This window comes from Enterococcus sp. DIV0170 (assembly GCF_051710765.1).
Lineage (GTDB): Bacteria > Bacillota > Bacilli > Lactobacillales > Enterococcaceae > Enterococcus_A > Enterococcus_A raffinosus.
On the sequence record NZ_JBIOLG010000001.1, the window covers coordinates 2,808,850 to 2,829,857 of the forward strand.

At 40.3% G+C, this 21,008-nt stretch carries 23 protein-coding genes and 1 other RNA gene; 7 read left to right on the forward strand and 17 right to left on the reverse strand.

Going from position 1 to position 21,008, the window contains the following annotated elements; genetic code table 11:
• The first annotated feature begins 118 nt into the window (after nucleotides 1–118).
• From ssrS to IGI50_RS13455, 3 genes are all read left to right on the forward strand, one after another.
• A non-coding RNA gene (gene ssrS, locus IGI50_RS13445) (6S RNA) lies at nucleotides 119–312 on the forward strand.
• A 66-nt stretch (nucleotides 313–378) separates the two neighbouring features.
• Nucleotides 379–663, forward strand: a complete 285-nt coding sequence (locus tag IGI50_RS13450; protein ID WP_438777302.1) for a hypothetical protein — start codon at nucleotides 379–381, stop codon at nucleotides 661–663.
• 58 nt (nucleotides 664–721) lie between these two features.
• A complete protein-coding gene (locus IGI50_RS13455) occupies nucleotides 722–1,189 on the forward strand; it encodes a universal stress protein (RefSeq protein ID WP_222225975.1) in 468 nt (155 codons plus the stop codon).
• Between the two features lie 45 nt (nucleotides 1,190–1,234).
• On the opposite strand, the gene fucO is transcribed toward IGI50_RS13455, so the two are convergent.
• The 6 genes from fucO to IGI50_RS13485 form a co-directional block, all read right to left on the reverse strand.
• Nucleotides 1,235–2,389, reverse strand: a complete 1,155-nt coding sequence (fucO, locus tag IGI50_RS13460; RefSeq protein WP_060789560.1) for a lactaldehyde reductase — start codon at nucleotides 2,387–2,389, stop codon at nucleotides 1,235–1,237.
• A 378-nt stretch (nucleotides 2,390–2,767) separates the two neighbouring features.
• Entirely contained in the window at nucleotides 2,768–3,079 is a 312-nt protein-coding gene (gene rhaM, locus IGI50_RS13465; RefSeq protein WP_438777303.1) for an L-rhamnose mutarotase, read from the reverse strand.
• The gene (rhaD, locus tag IGI50_RS13470) at nucleotides 3,076–3,909 is read right to left on the reverse strand and encodes a rhamnulose-1-phosphate aldolase (protein ID WP_438777304.1); all 834 of its coding nucleotides are present in this window, start codon (nucleotides 3,907–3,909) and stop codon (nucleotides 3,076–3,078) included. The genes rhaM and rhaD overlap by 4 nt, the downstream gene beginning before the upstream one ends.
• Nucleotides 3,910–3,969: 60 nt before the next feature.
• Complete coding sequence (gene rhaA / locus IGI50_RS13475; protein ID WP_438777305.1) at nucleotides 3,970–5,247, reverse strand: L-rhamnose isomerase; 1,278 nt, start codon at nucleotides 5,245–5,247, stop codon at nucleotides 3,970–3,972.
• A gap of 36 nt (nucleotides 5,248–5,283) precedes the next feature.
• A complete protein-coding gene (gene rhaB, locus IGI50_RS13480) occupies nucleotides 5,284–6,741 on the reverse strand; it encodes a rhamnulokinase (RefSeq protein ID WP_438777306.1) in 1,458 nt (485 codons plus the stop codon).
• A gap of 11 nt (nucleotides 6,742–6,752) precedes the next feature.
• Nucleotides 6,753–8,471: a purine-cytosine permease family protein gene (locus IGI50_RS13485; RefSeq protein ID WP_438777307.1), complete on the reverse strand. Its 1,719-nt coding sequence runs from the start codon at nucleotides 8,469–8,471 to the stop codon at nucleotides 6,753–6,755.
• A gap of 121 nt (nucleotides 8,472–8,592) precedes the next feature.
• Here IGI50_RS13485 and IGI50_RS13490 point away from each other — a divergent pair, with 121 nt between their 5' ends.
• Nucleotides 8,593–9,558 carry an AraC family transcriptional regulator gene (locus IGI50_RS13490; RefSeq protein WP_010745378.1) on the forward strand — a complete coding sequence of 322 codons (966 nt, stop codon included), beginning with the start codon at nucleotides 8,593–8,595 and terminating at the stop codon, nucleotides 9,556–9,558.
• A 285-nt stretch (nucleotides 9,559–9,843) separates the two neighbouring features.
• On the opposite strand, the gene IGI50_RS13495 is transcribed toward IGI50_RS13490, so the two are convergent.
• Nucleotides 9,844–10,197, reverse strand: coding sequence for a fluoride efflux transporter FluC (locus IGI50_RS13495; protein ID WP_438777308.1), 354 nt, complete (start codon nucleotides 10,195–10,197; stop codon nucleotides 9,844–9,846).
• Nucleotides 10,194–10,574 carry a fluoride efflux transporter CrcB gene (gene crcB, locus IGI50_RS13500; RefSeq protein ID WP_438777309.1) on the reverse strand — a complete coding sequence of 127 codons (381 nt, stop codon included), beginning with the start codon at nucleotides 10,572–10,574 and terminating at the stop codon, nucleotides 10,194–10,196. The genes IGI50_RS13495 and crcB overlap by 4 nt, the downstream gene beginning before the upstream one ends.
• 136 nt (nucleotides 10,575–10,710) lie before the next feature.
• Here crcB and IGI50_RS13505 point away from each other — a divergent pair, with 136 nt between their 5' ends.
• Nucleotides 10,711–11,382 (forward strand): HAD family hydrolase, encoded by a 672-nt coding sequence (locus IGI50_RS13505; RefSeq protein ID WP_438777310.1) that lies wholly within the window; start codon nucleotides 10,711–10,713, stop codon nucleotides 11,380–11,382.
• Nucleotides 11,383–11,426: 44 nt separating this feature from the next.
• Here IGI50_RS13505 and IGI50_RS13510 read toward each other — a convergent pair whose 3' ends face one another.
• From IGI50_RS13510 to IGI50_RS13525, 4 genes are all read right to left on the reverse strand, one after another.
• On the reverse strand, nucleotides 11,427–11,972 hold the full coding sequence (locus tag IGI50_RS13510; protein WP_438777311.1) for a cysteine hydrolase family protein: 546 nt from the start codon (nucleotides 11,970–11,972) through the stop codon (nucleotides 11,427–11,429).
• Nucleotides 11,973–12,007: 35 nt separating this feature from the next.
• A complete protein-coding gene (locus IGI50_RS13515) occupies nucleotides 12,008–12,700 on the reverse strand; it encodes a 5'-methylthioadenosine/adenosylhomocysteine nucleosidase (RefSeq protein WP_222225980.1) in 693 nt (230 codons plus the stop codon).
• Nucleotides 12,701–12,738: 38 nt separating this feature from the next.
• Nucleotides 12,739–13,023: a cell wall synthase accessory phosphoprotein MacP gene (gene macP, locus IGI50_RS13520; protein ID WP_010745372.1), complete on the reverse strand. Its 285-nt coding sequence runs from the start codon at nucleotides 13,021–13,023 to the stop codon at nucleotides 12,739–12,741.
• A 352-nt stretch (nucleotides 13,024–13,375) separates the two neighbouring features.
• Nucleotides 13,376–13,939 carry an NUDIX hydrolase gene (locus tag IGI50_RS13525; protein WP_438777312.1) on the reverse strand — a complete coding sequence of 188 codons (564 nt, stop codon included), beginning with the start codon at nucleotides 13,937–13,939 and terminating at the stop codon, nucleotides 13,376–13,378.
• A gap of 308 nt (nucleotides 13,940–14,247) precedes the next feature.
• Between IGI50_RS13525 and IGI50_RS13530 the strand changes: the two genes are divergently transcribed.
• Entirely contained in the window at nucleotides 14,248–14,901 is a 654-nt protein-coding gene (locus IGI50_RS13530) for a 5-bromo-4-chloroindolyl phosphate hydrolysis family protein (RefSeq protein WP_010745369.1), read from the forward strand.
• A 66-nt stretch (nucleotides 14,902–14,967) separates the two neighbouring features.
• Nucleotides 14,968–16,158 carry a toxic anion resistance protein gene (locus tag IGI50_RS13535; protein ID WP_010745368.1) on the forward strand — a complete coding sequence of 397 codons (1,191 nt, stop codon included), beginning with the start codon at nucleotides 14,968–14,970 and terminating at the stop codon, nucleotides 16,156–16,158.
• A gap of 38 nt (nucleotides 16,159–16,196) precedes the next feature.
• Here IGI50_RS13535 and IGI50_RS13540 read toward each other — a convergent pair whose 3' ends face one another.
• From IGI50_RS13540 to IGI50_RS13560, 5 genes are all read right to left on the reverse strand, one after another.
• Nucleotides 16,197–17,060 (reverse strand): GRP family sugar transporter, encoded by an 864-nt coding sequence (locus tag IGI50_RS13540; protein ID WP_438777313.1) that lies wholly within the window; start codon nucleotides 17,058–17,060, stop codon nucleotides 16,197–16,199.
• A 76-nt stretch (nucleotides 17,061–17,136) separates the two neighbouring features.
• On the reverse strand, nucleotides 17,137–18,159 hold the full coding sequence (gene sapS, locus IGI50_RS13545) for a two-component system sensor histidine kinase SapS (protein ID WP_438777314.1): 1,023 nt from the start codon (nucleotides 18,157–18,159) through the stop codon (nucleotides 17,137–17,139).
• A gap of 9 nt (nucleotides 18,160–18,168) precedes the next feature.
• Nucleotides 18,169–18,840: a two-component system response regulator SapR gene (gene sapR, locus IGI50_RS13550; RefSeq protein ID WP_438777315.1), complete on the reverse strand. Its 672-nt coding sequence runs from the start codon at nucleotides 18,838–18,840 to the stop codon at nucleotides 18,169–18,171.
• A gap of 123 nt (nucleotides 18,841–18,963) precedes the next feature.
• Nucleotides 18,964–19,317, reverse strand: coding sequence for an iron-sulfur cluster biosynthesis family protein (locus IGI50_RS13555; protein ID WP_438777316.1), 354 nt, complete (start codon nucleotides 19,315–19,317; stop codon nucleotides 18,964–18,966).
• 120 nt (nucleotides 19,318–19,437) lie between these two features.
• Nucleotides 19,438–20,931, reverse strand: a complete 1,494-nt coding sequence (locus tag IGI50_RS13560; protein WP_438777317.1) for a phosphomannomutase/phosphoglucomutase — start codon at nucleotides 20,929–20,931, stop codon at nucleotides 19,438–19,440.
• Between the last annotated feature and the right edge of the window lie 77 nt (nucleotides 20,932–21,008).

Genomic DNA, 21,008 nt, shown 5'->3' on the forward strand with positions numbered 1-21,008 from the left:
GAGCCTCCTTTTTTATACAATATACGTATAGAAGACGTGAATCATTTGAAGTGTTTCAAGTTTATTCTTGCAAGCCACTTCGTTGCGTCTCAATAATGACTGTGCTATGATTGAGATGGAAATTCTGTGATGTGCGCGTTGCCTATTTCAGTGTTGACCGAACATTTTTATTGATATCTTGGGATCCGTCTTGTGTCAAAGTTGGTAACATGCCTTTTCATTTGGTAGTTCGACGCTTAGACCATGGAACCCACCTGCTAGATTTTGCGGGATCAATACTATCGGGTGAATAACGGCATCGACGGAATTTTCCATTTTTTATGGATTGAAAGCAATTTGCGTTCTGCAAATTGCTTTTTATTGTATTGGAGGAAGAAAATGATCCGCATTTTATTATTTTTACTTGCACTTATTTTATTGATCTGCAGCTATTATTTGATCAAAAAACCTCAAGGATTTTTAGTTCTTTTCAGTGAAGACACACAAACAGAATCCCGCAGTTTTTTACGCCAGTTTGGCTACATTTACGCCTTGCTGGGAATGATTGGCATTGTTATCGGCTTTATCAATCAGCGAACCTACTCTATGATTTATTTAATTGTTCTCTTGGTGGTGGCAGCACTCTTCGCTTTATTGATGGGATCGAAAACAAAAAAAGGTTAACAGTACCAATTTCAAGAATTTTGATTTAAAATATAAATGAGAAAAGGAGTTGGGAACGATGGATCAACAATATAGTAAAATTATGGTGGCAGTCGACGGTTCTAATGAAGCTGAATTAGCCTTCAAAAAAGCAGTAAACGTCGCAAAACGAAATCAGGCTGAATTATTACTCGCTCATGTCATTGATACACGCGCGTTTCAAACAGTTTCTTCTTTTGATAATGTTTTAGCAGAGCAAGCGACAGATATGGCTAAACAAACGCTAGACGATTATGAAGCTCATGCAAAAGATGCTGGTGTTGAGCACATCAGTAAAGTCATTGAATATGGTGCACCAAAAGTGATGATCGCTAACCAAATCCCTGAGAACAATCAAATCGACTTGATCATGCTTGGTGCGACTGGATTAAACGCCGTTGAACGGTTGTTTATCGGTTCAGTTTCTGAATATGTTATCCGCAACGCGGATTGTGACGTATTGATTGTTCGAACAGACTTAGAAAATAAAGTTCCTGAAGAAGACTAATAAACAGGATCAAAAAAGCCAACCTTCGCGAAGGTTGGCTTTTTCTTATAGCATCGACTTGTAAAGGGCGATGATTTCCTCCAAAGTAGCGTCTCGTGGATTTCCTGGTGAACAGACATCTCGATAAGCATCCTCAGCGATTTGTTGGATATCCGCTTCCTTCATTCCGATTTCTGTCAGATTTTGTGGAATGCCCACGTCAATCCCCAGCTGCTTCACCGCCTGTACTGCCGCATCACGAACTTCCGCTAACGACATATCCGCCGCGCCTTCCACATCCATCGCAACAGCAATTTCACGATATTTTTCTCCTGTATAGTCCTTATTGAAGTCCATGATCAACGGTAACAAGGTGGCACATGCTACGCCATGAGGGGTGTCATACCAAGCGGATAACGGATGCGCCATTCCGTGAACCAATCCTAGTCCAACATTTGAAAAGCCCATCCCGGCAATGTACTGTCCTAAGGCCATTTTTTCCCGAGCCTCTTGATTGCCTGCCACTGAATCCCGTAAGGCGTGACTGATGATACCGATGGCTTTAATATGAAGCATATCCGTCATTTCCCAAGCACCTTTTGTTATAAAGCCTTCGATTGCATGAGTCAAAGCATCCATTCCTGTTGACGCACACAAACCGGTGGGCATTCCCATCATCATATCACTGTCAACAAACGCCACGACTGGAATATCATGGGGATCGACACAAACAAACTTGCGCTGCTTTGCTTTATCTGTAATCACGTAATTGATTGTTACTTCAGCCGCTGTTCCCGAGGTTGTCGGTACCGCTAAAATCGGCAGCGCAGGATTTTTCGTATCCGCCGGTCCTTCTAAGCTAAGAACGTCTGAAAAATCAGGATTTGTATTAATGATCCCGATCGCCTTCGCTGTATCAATCGGCGATCCGCCCCCGATCGCTACAATGTAGTCCGCTCCTGCGGCCTCACAGGCCTTCACTCCCGCTTGAACGTCTTCGATCGAAGGATTCGGCACAATTCCGTCAAAAATCTCATAGCTTAACTCTGCCTCATCTAAAATTGCCGTAACCTTTGTCGCTACTTCAAATTTCAATAAATCCTTGTCTGTCACGACCAATGCTTTTTTGAATCCACGTTTTTTTGCTTCATTGGCTACCTCTTGGATCGCTCCTTTACCAAAATAAGACGTTTCATTCAAAATCATTCGATTTACTACCATAGTATCTCTCCTTTATTGTGTTATACTTCACAATCAATTATCCCATAAAATAAAAGCGCTTTTCATGGCTAGTGATTGCAAATTTTTGCCATAAAATAAGACGAATTTATTGAAACAGGTCCAACTATTTTGATCACCCACTTATTTACAGAAACGGATGCTCCTGAGTCAGACCTCTTTCAAAACTTGATTTCGTCACTACACTTTATCGAAAGTTCAAAGCCGGATCATTCGTTACACAGCACAAAACTTCATGATAAATTTTTAAAACTTTTTCCCCGTCTTTCTCCCAGCTGTGAACATCTGAGTCAACTGCCTATTCATTTTAGCCAACTGTATATTGAAACTAGCATCCCCTGTTTGTATTTCTGGTCTCTTTTACAATTCAAATACTTGCTCTAAATCGACAGTCACTGGCGAACTATCCGGATTTGTTTCCATTACATCTGCCATGAAATCCCACCATTTACGATTGATTTCCGTATTGGCGGTCTTAGACCACTTCTCCTCATCTTCGATTTCAAGATAGCCAAACAAAAAAATTGTTTCTGGATCGAAAAAAATCGAATAGCTGGTCGCTCCATGCTCTTTTAACATTTCCCGCATCTCAGGCCAGAGTTCCTGATGTCGTCTGGCATATTCTTCCTTCATGCCTGGATAAAGTTTCATTCTCACTGCTTTTTTGATCATGCATTCAACACCGTCGCTTCAAAAAATTCTGGATTCGGTGTGATTCCAAATTGTTTCGCTAAGGCGAGAAAGTTTTCATCGCTGATTGTTTGTCTGATGCCACCTTGTGCTTGAACATACGTGTAAACTTGTGCGGCTTTTTCCGCGGTTTCGATCAAGCCAAAGGTTTCATCGATGGTCCGACCTGCGCCATACACGCCATGAAATGACCATAGAACTAAACGGGCTTGACGCATTTTTTCTGCAGTCGCTTCGCCGATCTCATTTGAGCCTGGAACCAACCAAGGCAATACTTGCACGCCCTCAGGGAAAACGACTAGACATTCGGTACACATTTCCCAAAGAGTTCGAGTGATTGCTTTAGATGTCAGTTCATGGCTGAAAGTCATCGCTAAAAGATGAGTCGCGTGGCAATGCATAATCACCCGATTTTCTGGATCAACTGCTAAACGTGCGCTGTGGCTCATTAAATGAGCAGGCAATTCACTTGTTGGAACACCGCCATCTGTATATCCCCATAGTAGATCCACACTTTGACCATCTTCTGCCACTCGCAGGATACCTAGGTTGTTCGCAGGATCTTGGGCGACATTTTTAAAATATTTCCCAGAACCGGTTACGATAAAATATTTTCCTTTAAGAGCTGCTCCATCAAAGTCCATTGGAATATTCCGCAACACCTTCATAGGATCTATATACTCAGTGACTTCTGCTTCCTCCAATAAATACGACACATTGCCGCCATTTCTTTCATCCCAACCTAAACGATACAGATTGCTGGTTACTTCCACCATTTCTTTCACAAAAGACGCTTCTAAAATATTATTCACGATCGATTCCTCCAAGTTTTTATCTAACAAGGCGGGGCCATGTCTCTCCCCGCCGACTAGTTATGCGTGTGCCATTTCTTTGCCTCGAGCTGACAAAATATCTCTTTCATAGTCCATGACTTCTTCGTACCAATTCATACCGACTGGAGCATTGTTCAATTCACAGAAGTAGTTCCACACATCCGCATAAGGAAAGTCCTTCAATTCTTCTGTCAGCGCCAAACGTTGCGTGTAATCAAGGTCCAGTTCCATTTCCTTTAACTCTTCAATTGGTTCTAGCATCGCCTTCAATAATGCTTTTTGGGTGTTGCGTGTTCCGATGACCCAAGCAGCTACGCGGTTGATCGTTGCATCAAAGAAGTCCAAGCCGATAGTGGTCTTCGCTAATAAGTCATTGCGGACAATTTCTTTGCCGATTTCTTGCAATTCGTCGTCCATGATCACTACATGGTCAGAATCCCAACGAACAGGGCGCGAAACGTGGAGCATAATGCCCTTAGAAAATAGCGCCAGTGAAGTCAATTTGTTTGAGATGACTTCCGTTGGATGGAAATGTCCAGCATCTAAACAAATCAATTTGTCACGAGTTAAGCCATAACCCATATAGAATTCATGGGAACCTACTGTATAAGCTTCAGCACCAATTCCAAATAGTTTGCTTTCAACCGCTTCTTGCGTGTATTCTTCGTTCAAGTCTTCAGCGAAGATTTCATCTAATGATTCCATCATGCGTTTGCGTGGATTGTAGCGATCAATCGGATTATCTTTCATCCCATCTGGCATCCAGAAGTTGTTGATACAGGTTTGACCGGTTTCTTTTCCAAGATATTCTGCAATTTTACGGCTGCGCTTGCCATGTTCGATCCAGTAGTCGCGAACCTCTTGATCTGGATGTGCCAACGTCATCCCATCTTTCATCATAGGATGAGAGAAAAAGGTCGGGTTAAAGTCTAAGCCAACACCCTGCTCGTTGGCCCAATTCGCCCACTTTTCAAAATGTCTTGGTTCAATCTGATTTAGATCGACTGCTTCATCAGTGTCTAGATAAATGGCATGCAAGTTGATCTTGTGATTTCCCGGAATCAATGAAAGAGCCTTTTCGATATCTTGGCGTAATTGATCAGGAGTACGAGCTGCACCTGGATAATCTCCAGTTGCCATGATCCCTCCGGTCAACTCGCCTTCAGGATTTAAGAAGCCTTTGACATCATCCCCTTGCCAGCAATGCATTGAAATTTTTACCTCCTGTAATTTTTTCAATGCTTCATCAGTATTCACTCCGATTTCTGCATAACGAGCTTTTGCTTCTTCATAACGCGCTTCTACAGTTTTTGTCATTTTGATTCTGCTCCTTTTTCTTTTCAATCTAGTTTTTTATACAAATGCTTTTGTTAAGGCATGGTACTTTTCAATGGCTTGATGATTGTCTGTTTGCGGTTGAAATTCTTTCATTGGGAAAGATTTTTTGATGCCTTCGCGGCCTTCTGCCAATGTTCCAAAACCATTTGTCGCTACCATCTGAACTATGATGTTGCCGATGGCGGTTGCTTCCCCTGGTCCTGCTAAAACATTGATCCCACAGGCATCCGCCGTTAATTGATTCAAGAAGTCATTATTTGACCCGCCCCCAACGATATGGAGTTGAGTAATCGTACGTCCGGTGATTTTTTCAAGCTTTTCTAGTTCTACTTCATAACACAGTGCTAAACTGTCATAGATACAACGAGCAAGTTCGCCTGCTGTCTCAGGTACTTTTTGATTCAGTTCGCGGCAATACGCTTGAATCTCAGTAATCATATTCTCTGGATTCATGAAGCGCGGATCATTGACATCGATCAGGCAGACAAATGGCTCTTCCTGACTAGCCAGCTCAGCAAGCTCTGGATAAGAATAGCGATAATCCTGCAGCCTTGCGACTTCTTGGATCAGCCACATTCCCATAATGTTCTTCAAGAAACGGATCGTTCCTTGAACACCCCACTCGTTGGTAAAGTTCGCATCGAAGGCTTCGGCAGTCGCAATCCCTTCCTCCATTTCTACCCCCATCAATGACCAAGTGCCTGAACTGATGTAGGCCCAATTGTCGCCTTTTCCTGGTGTTCCCACGACTGCTGACGCTGTATCGTGAGAAGCAATCGTGATCACTGTTGCATCCGGCAGATCATAATCTGGAAACTTTTCTCTCAGGATCGGTCCTAGGATTGAACCTGGTTCAGCCAACTCTGGGAACAATTCCTTTTTCACATCAATAGCAGCAAGAATCTCCTCATCTAGTTTCCGTGACTCCAAATTCATCAGCTGCATCGTGGACGCGTTTGTTTTTTCTAATACAGCATTGCCAGTGAGAACGTAGCCTAAGTAATCCGGCATCAGCAATAATTGTTTCGCTTTAGCCAGTTTTTCTCGATCTTCTCTTAGTAATTGAAACACCGTATTAAACGATTGAAGCTGGATTCCTGTTTTTTCATAAAGTTCTTTGAGGGAAAAGTTAGCATCGAACGCTTCCATCGCGCCTGCTGTACGATGATCACGATAACTGATCGGTTGACTCAATGCTTGCCCCTCTTCATCCAGCAAACAATAATCCACGCCCCAAGTATCGATCCCGACATAACATTCTTCGATCCCTCGCTGCTTCACCTTTTCCAAGCCAATCAAGATTTCTTCCACCAAATGATCAGCGTTCCAATGATCTGTTCCCTCACTATCAGAAAAACCATTTTTAAAACGATGAACTTCGTTTAGAGTAATCTTGTCTTGAAAGTCTTTTTCCGCCAGCATCAAGCGTCCGCTAGATGCGCCAATATCAACAGCTATATAGTTTTCGTTCATCTCTTTTCTCCTTAAACAGGCTCTTCTACTTGAGCAATACTTTCTTTTTCAAAAGCTTTTTCTCTCACATACATGCCACTAGCGCCAAAAACGAAATACAAGAATGTTAATAGTAAAGAAATAGTTCTGAAGGTTGGATCAGCCATCAATCCGATAAAGCGCAAGATCGTAACGATCAAAATTGCTGCTAAAAATATAAAGGATGTCCCCTGTAGCATCCGAGCCAACTTAGGAACTTTCGCCTGACGATTGTCCGCGATATCCTTTTCCTCCTCTTGAATGACTTGCAACAAGGCAGCTTGAATCTTTTCTTCTTCAAGTACTTCTGATGAATAGTCCTCTTTGGCCCCCATTGATAAAGCCAAGATGGCATAAGCCACTATCGCCAGCAAATACGTTGGTAAAAATAAGAAATAAGAATGGATCAGATTCGTCATTGTCATGATGACCACAAAGGCCAATGAGATCAGCCATGCACTCAACGCAGCTTTATTCACTTGATCTTTCCGATACATCGACCAGTAGCGTGTAGCCCCTAATTTAGGTAGTATCCAGTGTTCTGTTATTGCGATCGCCCCGATAGATGGAACAACTAACACAATAATGTTGACGATTGTCATCACATTGGCAGTAATAGGGAACGTAGCAGCAATGGTCATGATTATCCCAACTGCATAGGTTAATTTTTTTAAATCAACATTAAAGATCGTTTGAAATGCTAATCCAGCTCGATAAATACTCGGATTAGCTGTTGTCCACCCAGCGAAAATGACTGCCAGTAAGCCCATACCGCCGACAACTGCATTTGTTACAGCTCCCGAATCAAGAACCAGTAGTGATTTTCCTAGCATAATTGATGCCGCCGCTCCGATGATACCGGCGCAGCCCCAAGCGAAGAAATGACCAATATACATTCCGACGCCGGATACATAGCCATAGGTCGACTTTCTAGCAAAACGAAACAACGACATGTCATTCAGACCACCGTGATAAGCTAAGTTACACATCCAGGCGAAAGCAATGACATGCGGCAAACCTAACTGTGGATTCCCTGGTAATGGCGTTCCTGTCCAAACAGTCGCGTTCATTAAATTCATAAAGTCACCAAAAGAGTGGATGCCTTGTGTTCCAGCTGCACTGAACAACGTTGGAAGTGATAATATGGCACCTACAAAGAAAACCAAAATCATCCACGGTGCACTGACCGAAGCAAACTTTGCTACAGCATCGAAGCCGTTTGCCGCAACCACAGTAACAATGATCCCTAAAACAAGTACGATTAAAATAAATGTGATACTTGTCGGATACCAATTTGTTTGCAAAGGTACGTTAAAAATCTCTCGCACCGCTGATGCCGATACCGTCAACATGGAGGCCGCCATTGCTATGGAGGCAAGGCCCCAGATAAAGTTATAGACTTTTTGCATATATGGCCCTAGAACTTTATTCAAATAAGAATATAAAGTTAATCGTGTATCTACAGCGATTGGCGCGCAGACAAGGGCATACGTAAGTGTTGCTAACAAATTCCCAATCAGTAATCCAATAAAAATATTTGTTGCGCTGACTCCCCAAGTAACCAAGGTTGCACCAATGACAAATTCGGTCGCTGCAATATGTTCTCCACCATATAATCCAAAGAAATTTCCCAACCCAGACAATTTCTTGTTTGAAATTGGCCGATCTTCAATCGGAATCTGTCTAGCCATCTCGCGATAATCTTTTTTCATGACTTTCTCCTTTAGTTGTTTTTCGTGCGTTGCAACTTACAACCTAAGATTACTTTGATAGCGTTTACAAAACAATGGCAAAATGTTAGCATATGAGTATCAAAAATACAGGTGATAAAAAATGAAGAAAATTGAAGAATACTTTTTACCTTTAAGTGATGCTGAAAAAGTTCAGAAGAGAACAAAGAGATGGCTGGATGAATTTGACGAAGAAAAATCAAGTTATTTAAAAATCAAGAATGAGCTTTTTTTAGAAAACAAAACAATACTAATCCGAAAACATCGAAGATTTGCTGCTTATCCGCTGCATTCCCATCAATTTATGGAATTTAACTATATGCTTCAAGGAGAATCAAGGCAGATTGTTAACGGGAAAGAACTACTTTTACAGGAAAAACAATTATTGCTTTTGGATCAAAATTCACAACATGAGCTTCTTCCACTGAGAGAAGAAGACTTATTAATTAATTTTCTATTCAAATTATCAGATATCAATCTATCGGCCTTTACTAAAATAGATGCCAAAAATACAGGTGTTACTTATGATTTTCTTATCAACAGTGTCCTTGACTCTGACATACACGAGAATTATTTATTGTTGGATCTGACGAATAATGAGGAAATTCAGGCGACTCTTGAACAGATGATTCGAGAATTTTTTTTCGACAACCGTTTAAGCAATGATATAGTGAACTCTTTTTCTCAAGTATTGTTTCTGCAACTTTCCCGAGTATATCAAGCCCAGTTACCAACGATTTATCAGTCAAATTCCATCAATGCTACCATGTTAAAAATTTTGCAATGCATCGAAGAAAATCCTAGGAGCCTCTCCTTAAAATCACTGGCAGAAGAATTAGGCTACAATCGCAACTACCTGTCCAATCTCATCAAAAAGGAGACCGGAAAAAATTTCAAACAATTAATTATTGAACAGCGTTTACATGAAGCGCATCGTTTACTTCTAACTACTAATGTTTCCATCGATGCCATCAGTGAATATGTCGGATTTTCGAATAAGACTCAGTTTTATCAAAAGTTCAAAGCTTTTTTTAATGAAACGCCTCAGAAAGTTCGCCAAATGAAATAACTCTTCTTTAATGAATCAAAAGCAAAGAGATGGATCAAAAGCTGCCTTGATCCATCTCTTTGCTTTTTTCAATTGATATAAAAAAAACATATAACCTAGTTCATGTTAGTGCATCGTATAATTGGTTAACTAGCCTCGAAGCAACTGTCTTTCATCAGCCATTCAAAATCAGGTCCATCAATTTATTTTGCAGGATTTATAGTTTATTAAAAAAATCGAAACAATTAACTATTTCGTTTGCTATCTAATTTAAGTTCCCGTTTCTATAAGCTTTCTTGAACCTTTTTAGAGGCTATTTCCGATGACTAAACCCAGAAAACTACATAATATACCTAATCCATAAGTTCCAAAAAAATAACGATAAAACATTGAACGATCATTTTTCCATAAAACAAACAATTCAAAATTATAGGTTGAAAAGGTCGTATATCCCCCCATGATCCCAGTCCCTAAAAATAGATAAACCGGATCCGTTAAATGCAGTCCAAAGAAAATACCGAGCAAAAGGCTTCCTGTAAGGTTAATAAAAAAAGTGGATCTGGGCAGACGTTTAGTCTGGGGTTCAAAATAGTTATTTAACGCAAAACGCAGCATCGCGCCAATCGCTGCTCCACTGCCGATTAATAGCGTGTTGATCATTCTGTCTCCACCCTTCTATGATAAATAGACTCGCCGAGTACAGTCATCGCTAAACCGCCGACAACTGAAAGCAGTAAATAAAGAAACGCTAACCCGATTTGCCCGGCCTGCACTAATTTCATCGTATCTAGCGCAAAGGAAGAGAATGTCGTCAAGGCACCGCAGAAGCCGACTCCTACTCCTAAAACGAGACGAGCAGAAATATCAATATCATTCAAAATATGTTTCACGATCCAACTAAAAATAAAGCACCCTAATAAATTGACCAGCAAGGTTCCTATAGGAAAACCGTTGACCGCAGGAAGCCATACGCCCAACCAATAGCGTGCGGTTCCGCCAACAAAAGCAAAGAGTGCAATAACCAAATAATCCAACATGCTTTTCATCTCCATTATTTATTCTTAAATACTATAAAACGATTGATTTGAAGTTGCAAACAATACTATCTTTTTCATCAACTATTTTCAAAACGTGCTAAACTAGGTGTATCTTGGGAAAAAGTGAGGTTTATGTATGAAAGGAATAATATTTGACTTTAACGGAACCATGTTTATGGATTCTGATCTCCATGAGGCTGCTTGGCTCTATTTGATCCAAAAGTATTCAGATAAGGAAATGACCGAAGAGGATATTCTGAAAAATATTCACGGGAAAACCAATGATGTGATCTTGCGTAATTTTATTTCACCAGAATTAAGTGAAGAAGAAGTGGAAAAATTATCTGATGAAAAGGAGGCTTATTATCGTGAATCGGTCTTAGCCAGTGCAGATCACAATGACTTTACCAAAGGTTTGCGGGAGGTCTTAGACTATTTAAAAGCAGAAAAAATACCCATGACCATCGCTTCAGCATCGCCAAAGGTGAACATGGACTTTTATTTTGACTATTTACATTTAGGTGACTGGTTTGATGAAGAAAAAATGGTCTGTCATACAGGCAGCTTTCCTGGAAAACCTGCACCGGATATTTTTCTGATCGCCGCTGAGAAGATCGCCGTTGCCCCGAAAGATTGCCTAGTGATTGAGGATTCCTACTCTGGATTACAGGCAGCTCGCAATGCGAAAATCGGAACGATCATCGCCATTGATCCCGAAGGAAAAAATCGATCCGTTTTCGAAAAAGAAAACTTGGCGCCAGATGGCGTCATTGAAGACTTCACCACCTTTATTCCTAATTATTTATAAGAAAAAAAATCGCAACGAAAACAGAGTTTCGTTGCGATTTCGCTTTATATAATAGTTGCTCCTAAAGTATTTTTAAAGTGATTCAATGCCCAAGTATGTCCAGTCGCATCAAAGCTTGCAACAGCCTTCTCAGGTATCACTAATTGATAACCCAAATTGTAGGCATCTACCGCTGTGTGCAACACACAAATATCGGTACACACCCCAGTTAAGCAAAGCTCTGTAATCCCTCGCTCCCGTAAACGAATGTCTAAATCGGTGCCGCTGAAGGCTGAATAATGCCGCTTATCAATCCAATAAACCGTTTTTTCTGCTTGATTTGCTTGATAGAAATCAGCTAATGAGCCATACAACTCTCGTCCGCTCGTGCCGATGACGTTGTGCGCCGGAAAAAGCTTATTTTCAGGATGGTACTGATCGCTTGGATCATGCCCATCAATAGCAAAAACGACAAAATCCCCCTGCTGGAAATAGTCTTCTGTGATAGCGACCAGCTCCCCCTCAATTGCCTGACCTGCTTCCCCTGTAGTTAGTTTTCCATCAGTTGCTACAAAATCGTTCGTATAATCAATCGAAAGTAACGCCCGCATGCAAGTTCCTCCTTTAGTTGAATCCTTAAAATACTTTATTTCAAATGGTTCACAAATTCCATAACAAGCTGTGCTGATAATGTTCCAGTACGATTAACAAATTCTTCATGTGTTTCCGTCGCTTCACTGTCAGCCGTATCGCTGATTGCTCGGACGATCAAAAATGGAATACCAAATTGTGCGGCGGTATGTCCGATCGCAGCTCCTTCCATTTCAACAGCTAAAGCCTCTGGAAATGAAGCTTTGATTTCCTTGATTTTGGCTGGACTGCTCACAAAGGTATCTCCTGAAACGATCAACCCAACATGGGCAGATTGATTCATTTTCTTGCTGGCTGTCACCATTTCGCCCTTTAAATAGGTTGATCCTTCATAATAAAGCGGCATACCTGGAACTTGCCCTATCTTATAACCAAAAGTCGTTGCGTCCACATCAAAGTAAGCCACTTTATCTGCGATAACCAAATCACCAATCGCTAATCCTTCGCCAATCCCACCAGCGGTTCCCGTGTTGATGACCATATTCACTTTGTATTGCTGAATCAATACCGAAGTAGTGATTGAAGCCAATACCTTTCCAATTCCTGATTGAACAACAATCACTTCATGATTGCCTAGCCCCCCTGAGATAAACAGCGCTCCAGATTGTTCCCAAGATAATGGATGATCCAAACTTTCTCTTAATGCTTTTACTTCCGGTTCCATTGCACCGATAATACCGATTTTCATAACGATTCCTCTATTTCTTTTTAATATATTTTTACTGTTTAAATAAAGAATACAGCTAACATTACCACGATCAAAAGTAATAAAACAAAAATTATTGCTTTATTTAAAAAGCTGCTGCGTTCCTTCTGTTTTACCCGTTCACTGCTGCGAGATTTCGTTACAGGCTTGTTCTTCTTCAACTCTTTCCGATAGACAGAACTGATTTCTTTTTCTCTTTTTTCATAGGCTCGCTCCGCCGCTTTCCGCTGCTCTTCTGCCAAACGCTCCTGCTCTTCTTTTCGTTTCCTCAATTCGCTGCGCGTCACCAAGGGTGATTGGCTCATGAGTGATCCACTCCTCGTTCTTAATAAAGTAATTATTTTTTAAGAAAAAATAATTTTGATCTTCACTCCGTATATCATCCAACTAAACTGCAGGCTCATTCATTAAGTCAATAAACAAATTTAATTATCCAGACAAATTTACTAACTGCCAAAAGTTGGACTGACATCCTTATTCTTACTAATGAATTCATTTTTCTATAGAAAAATGAGTTTGATTTTCATGCCGTATATCATTCCTCTAAACTTCATTCCATTTGTTAAGTTAATATGTCTTATCTTGTTTCCAATCCTAATATCCTGCGAAAAGAGGAACTGACATCCTCGTTCTTAATAATGGATTCATTTTCCAAGTCTATTTCTTTAACAACATCAGTTCCCAATAATTGACGGCGAAGATTGTTTTTGCGTCACAAATCAATCCATCTAGGATCGCTTGTTTGGCTTCCTCCATGGTCAATTCGTAAAGTTCCAACACTTCATCGTCATCTTGAGGCCGAGGATTTTCTACCTTGACTAAATCAGTCGCAGCATAGATATATAATTTTTCATTTGAAAATCCGGGTGATAAATACATCTCATTTATGTAAGTTAATTCTTCCGCACGGTAACTGGTCTCTTCTTCTAGTTCACGCATCGCCGTTTTTTCTGGCTGTTGCCCTTCACCTGGATCTATTTTTCCAGCAGGAATCTCCAATACCACTTTTTCTAGCGGCTTGCGAAATTGTTTGACCATGATCATTTTATTATCTTTCGTAATAGGGATAATGCCGACACCACCGTGATGGAAAACCAATTCGCGTTTGGCTGTTCCTCCCATCGGTAAAGCAACGTCATCTAAATAAACATCAATGATCTTTCCTTTAAATATTTCTTTCCGTTCAATTGTCTTCTCTTCAAAATCTTTATATTCTAACATGACAACACCTTTTCTCCTTTTCGCATTTTCAAGTTTAACATTAATTTCTTAAATCTTTTATTAACAAAAATAAGAGGATTTCTTCCAATGGAAGCTGCAAACAAAGGAAGAAGTTTCCCATATAGCTTCAACTCGAAGGTTCTGCCTTATTGTATCACAGAAAATTCTTATGTTTTTTCTAAATCTGAAAAATCCATCTTTAGTCCGATACTAATTCTATAGAAATTCATGCTATGATGAGCGTGTAAAGAAATCAAGAATTTTGAATAAATAATGTGAAGGGTTATTACTAGACTAGGAGGATTATTATGCGCAGGAAAATATTCCCTATCATCATCGCAACAATCGGCATTCTCTCCTTTCTTGAAGGAGATTTCGGTGACTATATCGTCTTTTTAATGTTGGTTGTCGGCTTTTGGTTGATCTATCGTGGACTTAAGGGAAGAAAAGTTCGTCCACAAAAAGAAGAACTACCATTTCTATCGAAAGAAAAGGAAGCTTACTATAAACAATTGGGTATGAGCGAACGTGAAATTGAATTGTTCCGTGAAACGATGAATTCATCGAAACAACAAGTTTTACGTCTGCAGCAAAATATACAAAAGAATGCGAAGCTTAAAGCGATCGATTTACGACACGATACGCTGAAGGCTGCCAAAGCTTTATTTAAAGAATTAGTAAAAGATCCAAAACGTTTGCCAGAAGCGAGTCAATTTCTTTATACGCACTTGCCAAATATCGTTGATTTGACAGATAATTATGTTGAAATCAACGGACATGAGGTCAAGTCAAAAGAAGTTTATGGTAAACTAGAAGAAAGCGCACAGATCATCGATCAAATGGCTGATTTAATCGTGAAAGATTATCAACAATTCGTCGCTGAAGATTTAGAAGACATGGATGTTGAAATTTCCATCGCGAAAAAGAATCTTGACCATGATCCTGATTTGTCCACAAAATAAAAAAAGCGAAACATTAACAAAAAAATCTAGCTGAAGCTAGATTTTTTTCGAACAGGAGGACACATAGTGGAACCAGAAAATAAAACAGAAACCAAACCGGTCGACAGTACTTTAGATGATTTACTCAGTAACCCATTTGGCACCGATTCTTTAACCCCCGTTCAACAGCAAGAAATCTCTCACCTGCAGTCGCAGGAACAAGCAGATCGCTTAGTCGATAAATTGCCTGAGGAACGGCAAGTACAAGCCCGCGAGCTTGCGAAAAAAATCGATGTCAATGATTCTCAAGCCGTAATCAGTTACGGTTCAACTGCACAAACAAAATTAAGCGAATTCTCCCAATCTATGCTGAATACCGTCTCTTCACAAGATATCGGTCCAATCGGCGATTCGTTGAATCAATTAATGTACCGCTTAAATGAAGCGAATCCTGACGAATTACGCGTCGGTGAAGGCAATATCTTCCAAAAAATGTTTGGTAAAGTAAAACAGTCAATCTATGAAATTACAACGAAATATCAAAAGATCGGTGCTCAAATTGATAAAATCGCCACAAAATTAAACGTTGAAAAAGATGGCTTATTGCGGGACAACCAAATGCTTGAAACACTTTACAATAAAAACAAAGATTACTTTGACGCCTTGAATATCTATATTGCTGCCGCTGAGTTGAAGATCGAAGAAATGAAAATGACGACGATTCCTGAAGCAACAGCGAAGGCACAAAGCTCTGGCGATCAAATGGACGTCCAGGTCGTCAACGACTATACACAATTTTTGGACCGTTTGGATAAACGGACCCACGATTTAAAACTAGCACGACAAATTACGATTCAGCAAGCACCGCAAATTCGCTTGATCCAAAATACCAATCAAGCGTTAGCTGAAAAGATTCAAGCCTCTATCAATACGGCGATTCCATTGTGGAAGAATCAGGTAGCAATTGCTTTGACTTTACTACGTCAAAAAGACGCTGCTACAGCACAACGTCAGGTATCTGAAACAACCAACGACCTGTTGAAGAAAAATTCAGAAATGCTGAAGATCTCAACCATCGAAACGGCCAAAGAAAACGAACGCGGCATTGTCGATCTAGATACCTTGCAGCAAACACAAAACGATCTAGTCGAAACATTAGAAGAAACCCTGCGGATTCAAAAAGAAGGCCGCGAACGTCGTCAAGCAGCCGAGATCGAGATCGGTCATATGGAAAACGACTTAAAACAAAAATTAATGGAATTAAATTCTGGACAGTAGTTATAAAAAATAAGCATGCCAAGCGGCACGCTTATTTTTTATGCTTTCATATAGCCTAATACGACACCGCCAACAATAATCAGGAGACAGCCGATAATGACATAATACATTTCTTTTTTCGTTTTCCGTTCACCAAGAAGGAAAATCCCGCCTAATGTCGAAATGATAATTCCCATCTGTGACAAGGAGAATCCAATCGCTAAACCAATTTCCTTAACGGTTAACAGCATACAGATATTTCCGATTCCCCACAAAAGACCGGAAGCCATATTTCGCCATACATAGCGGTCCACTTTAGCCTTGCGAAAGGCAAAGAAGCTGGCTCCAACTAACATACCGACACTTTGCGGCAAGATAATTGCCAATGGATCTAGTCCGGCCCAGGTAATAATAATTGTGTAAACGCCGTACCCTAACGTTGAAAAAATCAACGAGCGAAACCCTTTGCCGAAGTCCAACATACGGTCATCTGATTGCACACCACTCTCGTCATCCTTGCGAGCAGTTAAATAAGCCCCTAAAACAAGCAATGCCAAGGCGATAAAACCTAGGATAAAATCTTTTGTTTTCGTCCATTCATGGAAGAAAACTGCACCAGCGACAGTATTTAAAATTAACTGAAAGCCCGTTGAGATCGGTAATCCTACTGAAACTCCCATGAATTTCATCCCATGAAACTGACCGTTCTGCCCAATGGACCAAAAGAAACCTGATAAAAATCCGATTAATAAAATCCAACCACTCATAGCTGGCTGAACGACGAAAAAGGTCACTAATGCAAAAACAAAAGCCCCCATCGTCATTCCTAAGGTTTGCTGATTGGCGTCTCCACCTAATTTCCCGCTCACCAAACCAATACTTCCCCATGCTACCATTGGTATTAGGGCAATTAAAATACTCATAACCTTACTCCCTTCAATTCACAACTGAAATAGTTTAGCGAAAAAAAGAGGTTTTGGCAATCGAAAACTAGTAATTTTATCGTTCTTCATGATAATAATCTAATCGCGGAAAAAATAAAGTCATCTTAGTGCCTTTATTCATTGTTGACTCTGCGGTAATAGCTACCCCTAATTTCTCAGCGAGTCGCTTCGCCAAGTACAAACCAAGACCTGTCGAATGCTGCTGGGCTTTTCGACCATTTTCACCTGTAAAACCTTTGTCAAAGATTCGACCTAGATCCTCTGGTGGGATCCCGACCCCGTTATCTTCTAGAATCAACGAAGCCCCGGCACTTTTTGTCTCGATTGTAATAGTGATTTGGCCATGATCTGGTGTATATTTGATCGCGTTACTCAACAATTGGCGGAAAATGAACTCAATCCATTTGGCATCAGTCAGCACTTTGGCATCATTTTCCGCTAGAGTCAATTGGAGATTTTTTTGAATGAAATAATTGGCTTGACTGCGAATGATCGGCTGAACAATTTTTTTCAATGAATATTCTTGAATCAAATAATCATTTACAAATTCATCCGAACGAGAATAATAGAGAATCTGTTCCACATACTCATCAATCTGCTGAAGTTCATTTTGCAGCAAAACAAACTTTTCATCCGGAATATCAAATTCAATCGCATTCAAAATCAAATCGACTGCCGCTAATGGTACTTTTATTTCATGAATCCAAGAATCCATGTAATCTTTTTGATCCTTTTGACTATCCAGCAATTGCTCCATCATCGAATGATGCTCTCGTACTTGCTTATTAACATATTCCTGAATCAACATTTCCTCATTGTTTGTCGCAGATTCGACAAAATGCTGCAAATGAGACTCTTCCTGTTTATCGAATTCCTTGTACCATTTTTTTCGACGATAATAATCAATCGTGAAAAAAAGGAAGACGAGAAAGAGTTGCAAAATCAACAGATACCCCAGATTGTCCCAAAAGCCGTGTAAATCCGGTGTTAGCCAGACCATAAAAACCAGTAGTGAACTTAAGACTGCCCAACCTAATAAAACCAGTAGACGATCCTTTAAATACTTGATAAATGTCATGGCCGCTCCTTATGGGACAATGTAGCCTTGTCCAACCTTCGTTTGAATGTAGTCATCAATTCCAGCTTGTTCAATCTTCCGACGCAGACGATTGATATTGACTGTTAGAGTATTGTCATCGACAAAGCGTTCATCGTCCCACAAAGCGCGTAATAATTTATCACGGCTTAAGATTTTCCCGTGTTGCTTCATCAAAATGAATAGGAGCCGGTACTCATTCTTACTAAGATCAACAACTTCACCATTAATTGTCATACTGCTGTTGTCAATATTCAACGTGATGCCATTATGCTCTAATTCTTCACCGCTCTCAGCGTAATTGTATGAGCGGCGCAACAAGGCATTAATCTTCGCAACTAATATGTCTACTTGGAAAGGCTTTGTAATATAATCATCTGCCCCCATGTTCATCGCCATGATTTGATCCATATTGGTATTGCGAGAGGAGATAAAAATAATCGGTACCTTGGAGACTTCACGAATTTTTTGGCACCAGTAATACCCATCATATACAGGAAGATTGATATCCAACAACACAAGCTGCGGCTCCGTCTCTTCAAATTCTTCATAAACCTGGTTAAAATCAGTTGCCTGATAAACATCGAATCTCCATTTCGTTAGCTCTTCGCCAATCAGTTGCCGTATTACTGCTTCATCTTCAACGATCATGATTTTTGCCACTTTATTTTCTCTCTTTCTGTTGTTTGTCTGGTTCCAAATATCTGACGTTAAGAACCTGTCTCGAAACCTTTTTTATCATCATATCAAAGAACAGAAAAAAAATGAAAGACGATCCATCTTAAATTAATTTTTAGTAAAATCGATGAAGCCTAGATTATCGTCAATCATCCCGCCTTCTCCAGATAAACTGAATGTGCTCAAGCGTGGATTAAATTTAATGTGCATTTCTTCCTGCAAATCTTCTTTCGAATACCCTTTGATCCAAAAGTCGCCAATATTCGATGGGATTTTCTCATCATAACCTGCTTTTTCCATATCAGTGGAGATAATATTAATGGAAAATTGTGTCTGCATGTGAATCATGGCATGCTGCGAATACGCTCCGACCCCATCTTCAAAGGTTAATAATAAAAGCTTATCCACTCCTAAGTGAGCCGAAATTTTTTCTTTTGCTGCTTCATCAAGTATGATTTTCATCTGTCTCTCTCCTATTCTGAAATTTTTCGTTAGAAATTGCTCTATTAAAAGAATACAAAAAAACAAACCCCTTTTTCTGATTCCTATCATCAGACCAAGGGGCTTATTTTGCAAGCAATCTTACTTATTCAATTGCTGGTCAATTTTCGTTAGATCAATTTGTGTATTCTGAGCTAAAATTTCACGGAATATAGGTAATTGCTTTTGAATTTGATCGGCTTGATCATTTTCTACCTGCATCACTAGCAGCGGTTCATGCAGACTTAAACGTAAAAGCATCCAGCCCTGTCCATACGGATCGGTCACAGAAAAGCGAACACCTTCCTGATTCTCAGGGTTTTCCGCAAAGCCGTCATGTGTTGGCAGCTCCTCACGGAATTTCTCGATCATCTGCTGCCCAGCCTCTTTATAATTCTCTCCACTAATGGTATAGCGAATTTCTAGTGTTTCCACAGGCTGTTCCAATTCCGCCATCAAATCTGTCAGTTCACGATTTTCTTTTTGTAGTTTTGGTAACAGCATCAAGACTTTGGCGATGACATACGCACCATCATCTAAGAAATAGTTTTCTTTGAACGCCGCGTGGGAACTCGTCTCAATCGCCAATTGGCAATCAATGCCTTCTTCATTAAGCTCGATCGCTTTATTGATTACATTGCGGTAGCCTGAAATATAGCGATATTGCTTGCCGCCTTTTTCTTCAATGAAGTTTTTCAGATGATCCGAAGTTGGCGAGTTGGTCACAATCGTACTTCCTGGATGCTCCTGCAAAACGATGGCCGATAAAACAGCAATCAAATTATTCCGGTTAATCATTTGTCCATCCTTTGAAACGATCGCTGAACGATCGACATCCGTATCAAAGATGACTCCCAGATCGGCTTGATTATCTAGTACCGCTTTTTTGATACTTGCCATCGCTTCTTTGTTGTCTGGATTTGGAATGTGGTTAGGAAAATTACCATAAGGCTCTAAAAATTGCGAACCACTAGTGTCCGCACCAAGTACAGCTAACACTTTATCTGCAAAATATCCGCCAGCACCATTTCCAGCGTCAACGACGATTTTCATATCCTTTAACGGCTGCTCACTGCCGCTACCACGTTGGATCTTTTCAACTAGATCTGCTGCATAACGAGACAATAAATCGGCCTCGGTTACATTTCCTTTCGCCGCTTCAATCGCTTCGGTATGGGACAAAATGTTGGCAATATCACTTTTTTCTGCGCCGCCAGTTTGGCTGAAAATTTTGATCCCATTGAAATAAAATGGCAGATGACTTGCCGTCAGCATGATCCCAGCATCACACGCAAACTCTTCAAACTGCGTTGCCATAAACAATGCAGGCGTCGTTGCTAAGCCAAAATCCAATACTTCACAGCCAGCCGCTTCAAAAACAGCTACCATCGCATCCTTTAATTCTGGACCAGTTAAGCGGCTATCATGCCCAATCCCAATTTTGAAAGGACGCTCTAACCCCTTACTCGTTAACCAATTAAGAATCCCGTTTGCGATTAAACGAACTTCTTCGGCCCCTAAGTTCTTCACTTTATCCTCAGCAGTGATAGCGATTCCACGAATATCCGAACCATTTTGCAACTTTGTTAACTCCATTGATGAATTCCTCCTTATTCCCCTTATTCCTATTTCTAACAACCTTATTTGTTTCACTGGTTAAAAGCTATGCAAAG

What these genes read in the sequence shown, in the direction of transcription:
- IGI50_RS13450 (WP_438777302.1), top strand. Translation starts at nt 379, where the DNA reads ATGATCCGCATTTTATTATTTTTACTTGCACTTATTTTATTGATCTGC.
- IGI50_RS13455 (WP_222225975.1), top strand. Translation starts at nt 722, where the DNA reads ATGGATCAACAATATAGTAAAATTATGGTGGCAGTCGACGGTTCTAAT.
- fucO (WP_060789560.1), bottom strand. Translation starts at nt 2,389, where the DNA reads ATGGTAGTAAATCGAATGATTTTGAATGAAACGTCTTATTTTGGTAAA.
- rhaM (WP_438777303.1), bottom strand. Translation starts at nt 3,079, where the DNA reads ATGATCAAAAAAGCAGTGAGAATGAAACTTTATCCAGGCATGAAGGAA.
- rhaA (WP_438777305.1), bottom strand. Translation starts at nt 5,247, where the DNA reads ATGACAAAAACTGTAGAAGCGCGTTATGAAGAAGCAAAAGCTCGTTAT.
- rhaB (WP_438777306.1), bottom strand. Translation starts at nt 6,741, where the DNA reads ATGAACGAAAACTATATAGCTGTTGATATTGGCGCATCTAGCGGACGC.
- IGI50_RS13485 (WP_438777307.1), bottom strand. Translation starts at nt 8,471, where the DNA reads ATGAAAAAAGATTATCGCGAGATGGCTAGACAGATTCCGATTGAAGAT.
- IGI50_RS13490 (WP_010745378.1), top strand. Translation starts at nt 8,593, where the DNA reads ATGAAGAAAATTGAAGAATACTTTTTACCTTTAAGTGATGCTGAAAAA.
- IGI50_RS13495 (WP_438777308.1), bottom strand. Translation starts at nt 10,197, where the DNA reads ATGATCAACACGCTATTAATCGGCAGTGGAGCAGCGATTGGCGCGATG.
- crcB (WP_438777309.1), bottom strand. Translation starts at nt 10,574, where the DNA reads ATGTTGGATTATTTGGTTATTGCACTCTTTGCTTTTGTTGGCGGAACC.
- IGI50_RS13505 (WP_438777310.1), top strand. Translation starts at nt 10,711, where the DNA reads ATGAAAGGAATAATATTTGACTTTAACGGAACCATGTTTATGGATTCT.
- IGI50_RS13510 (WP_438777311.1), bottom strand. Translation starts at nt 11,972, where the DNA reads ATGCGGGCGTTACTTTCGATTGATTATACGAACGATTTTGTAGCAACT.
- IGI50_RS13515 (WP_222225980.1), bottom strand. Translation starts at nt 12,700, where the DNA reads ATGAAAATCGGTATTATCGGTGCAATGGAACCGGAAGTAAAAGCATTA.
- macP (WP_010745372.1), bottom strand. Translation starts at nt 13,023, where the DNA reads ATGAGCCAATCACCCTTGGTGACGCGCAGCGAATTGAGGAAACGAAAA.
- IGI50_RS13525 (WP_438777312.1), bottom strand. Translation starts at nt 13,939, where the DNA reads ATGTTAGAATATAAAGATTTTGAAGAGAAGACAATTGAACGGAAAGAA.
- IGI50_RS13530 (WP_010745369.1), top strand. Translation starts at nt 14,248, where the DNA reads ATGCGCAGGAAAATATTCCCTATCATCATCGCAACAATCGGCATTCTC.
- IGI50_RS13540 (WP_438777313.1), bottom strand. Translation starts at nt 17,060, where the DNA reads ATGAGTATTTTAATTGCCCTAATACCAATGGTAGCATGGGGAAGTATT.
- sapS (WP_438777314.1), bottom strand. Translation starts at nt 18,159, where the DNA reads ATGACATTTATCAAGTATTTAAAGGATCGTCTACTGGTTTTATTAGGT.
- IGI50_RS13555 (WP_438777316.1), bottom strand. Translation starts at nt 19,317, where the DNA reads ATGAAAATCATACTTGATGAAGCAGCAAAAGAAAAAATTTCGGCTCAC.
- IGI50_RS13560 (WP_438777317.1), bottom strand. Translation starts at nt 20,931, where the DNA reads ATGGAGTTAACAAAGTTGCAAAATGGTTCGGATATTCGTGGAATCGCT.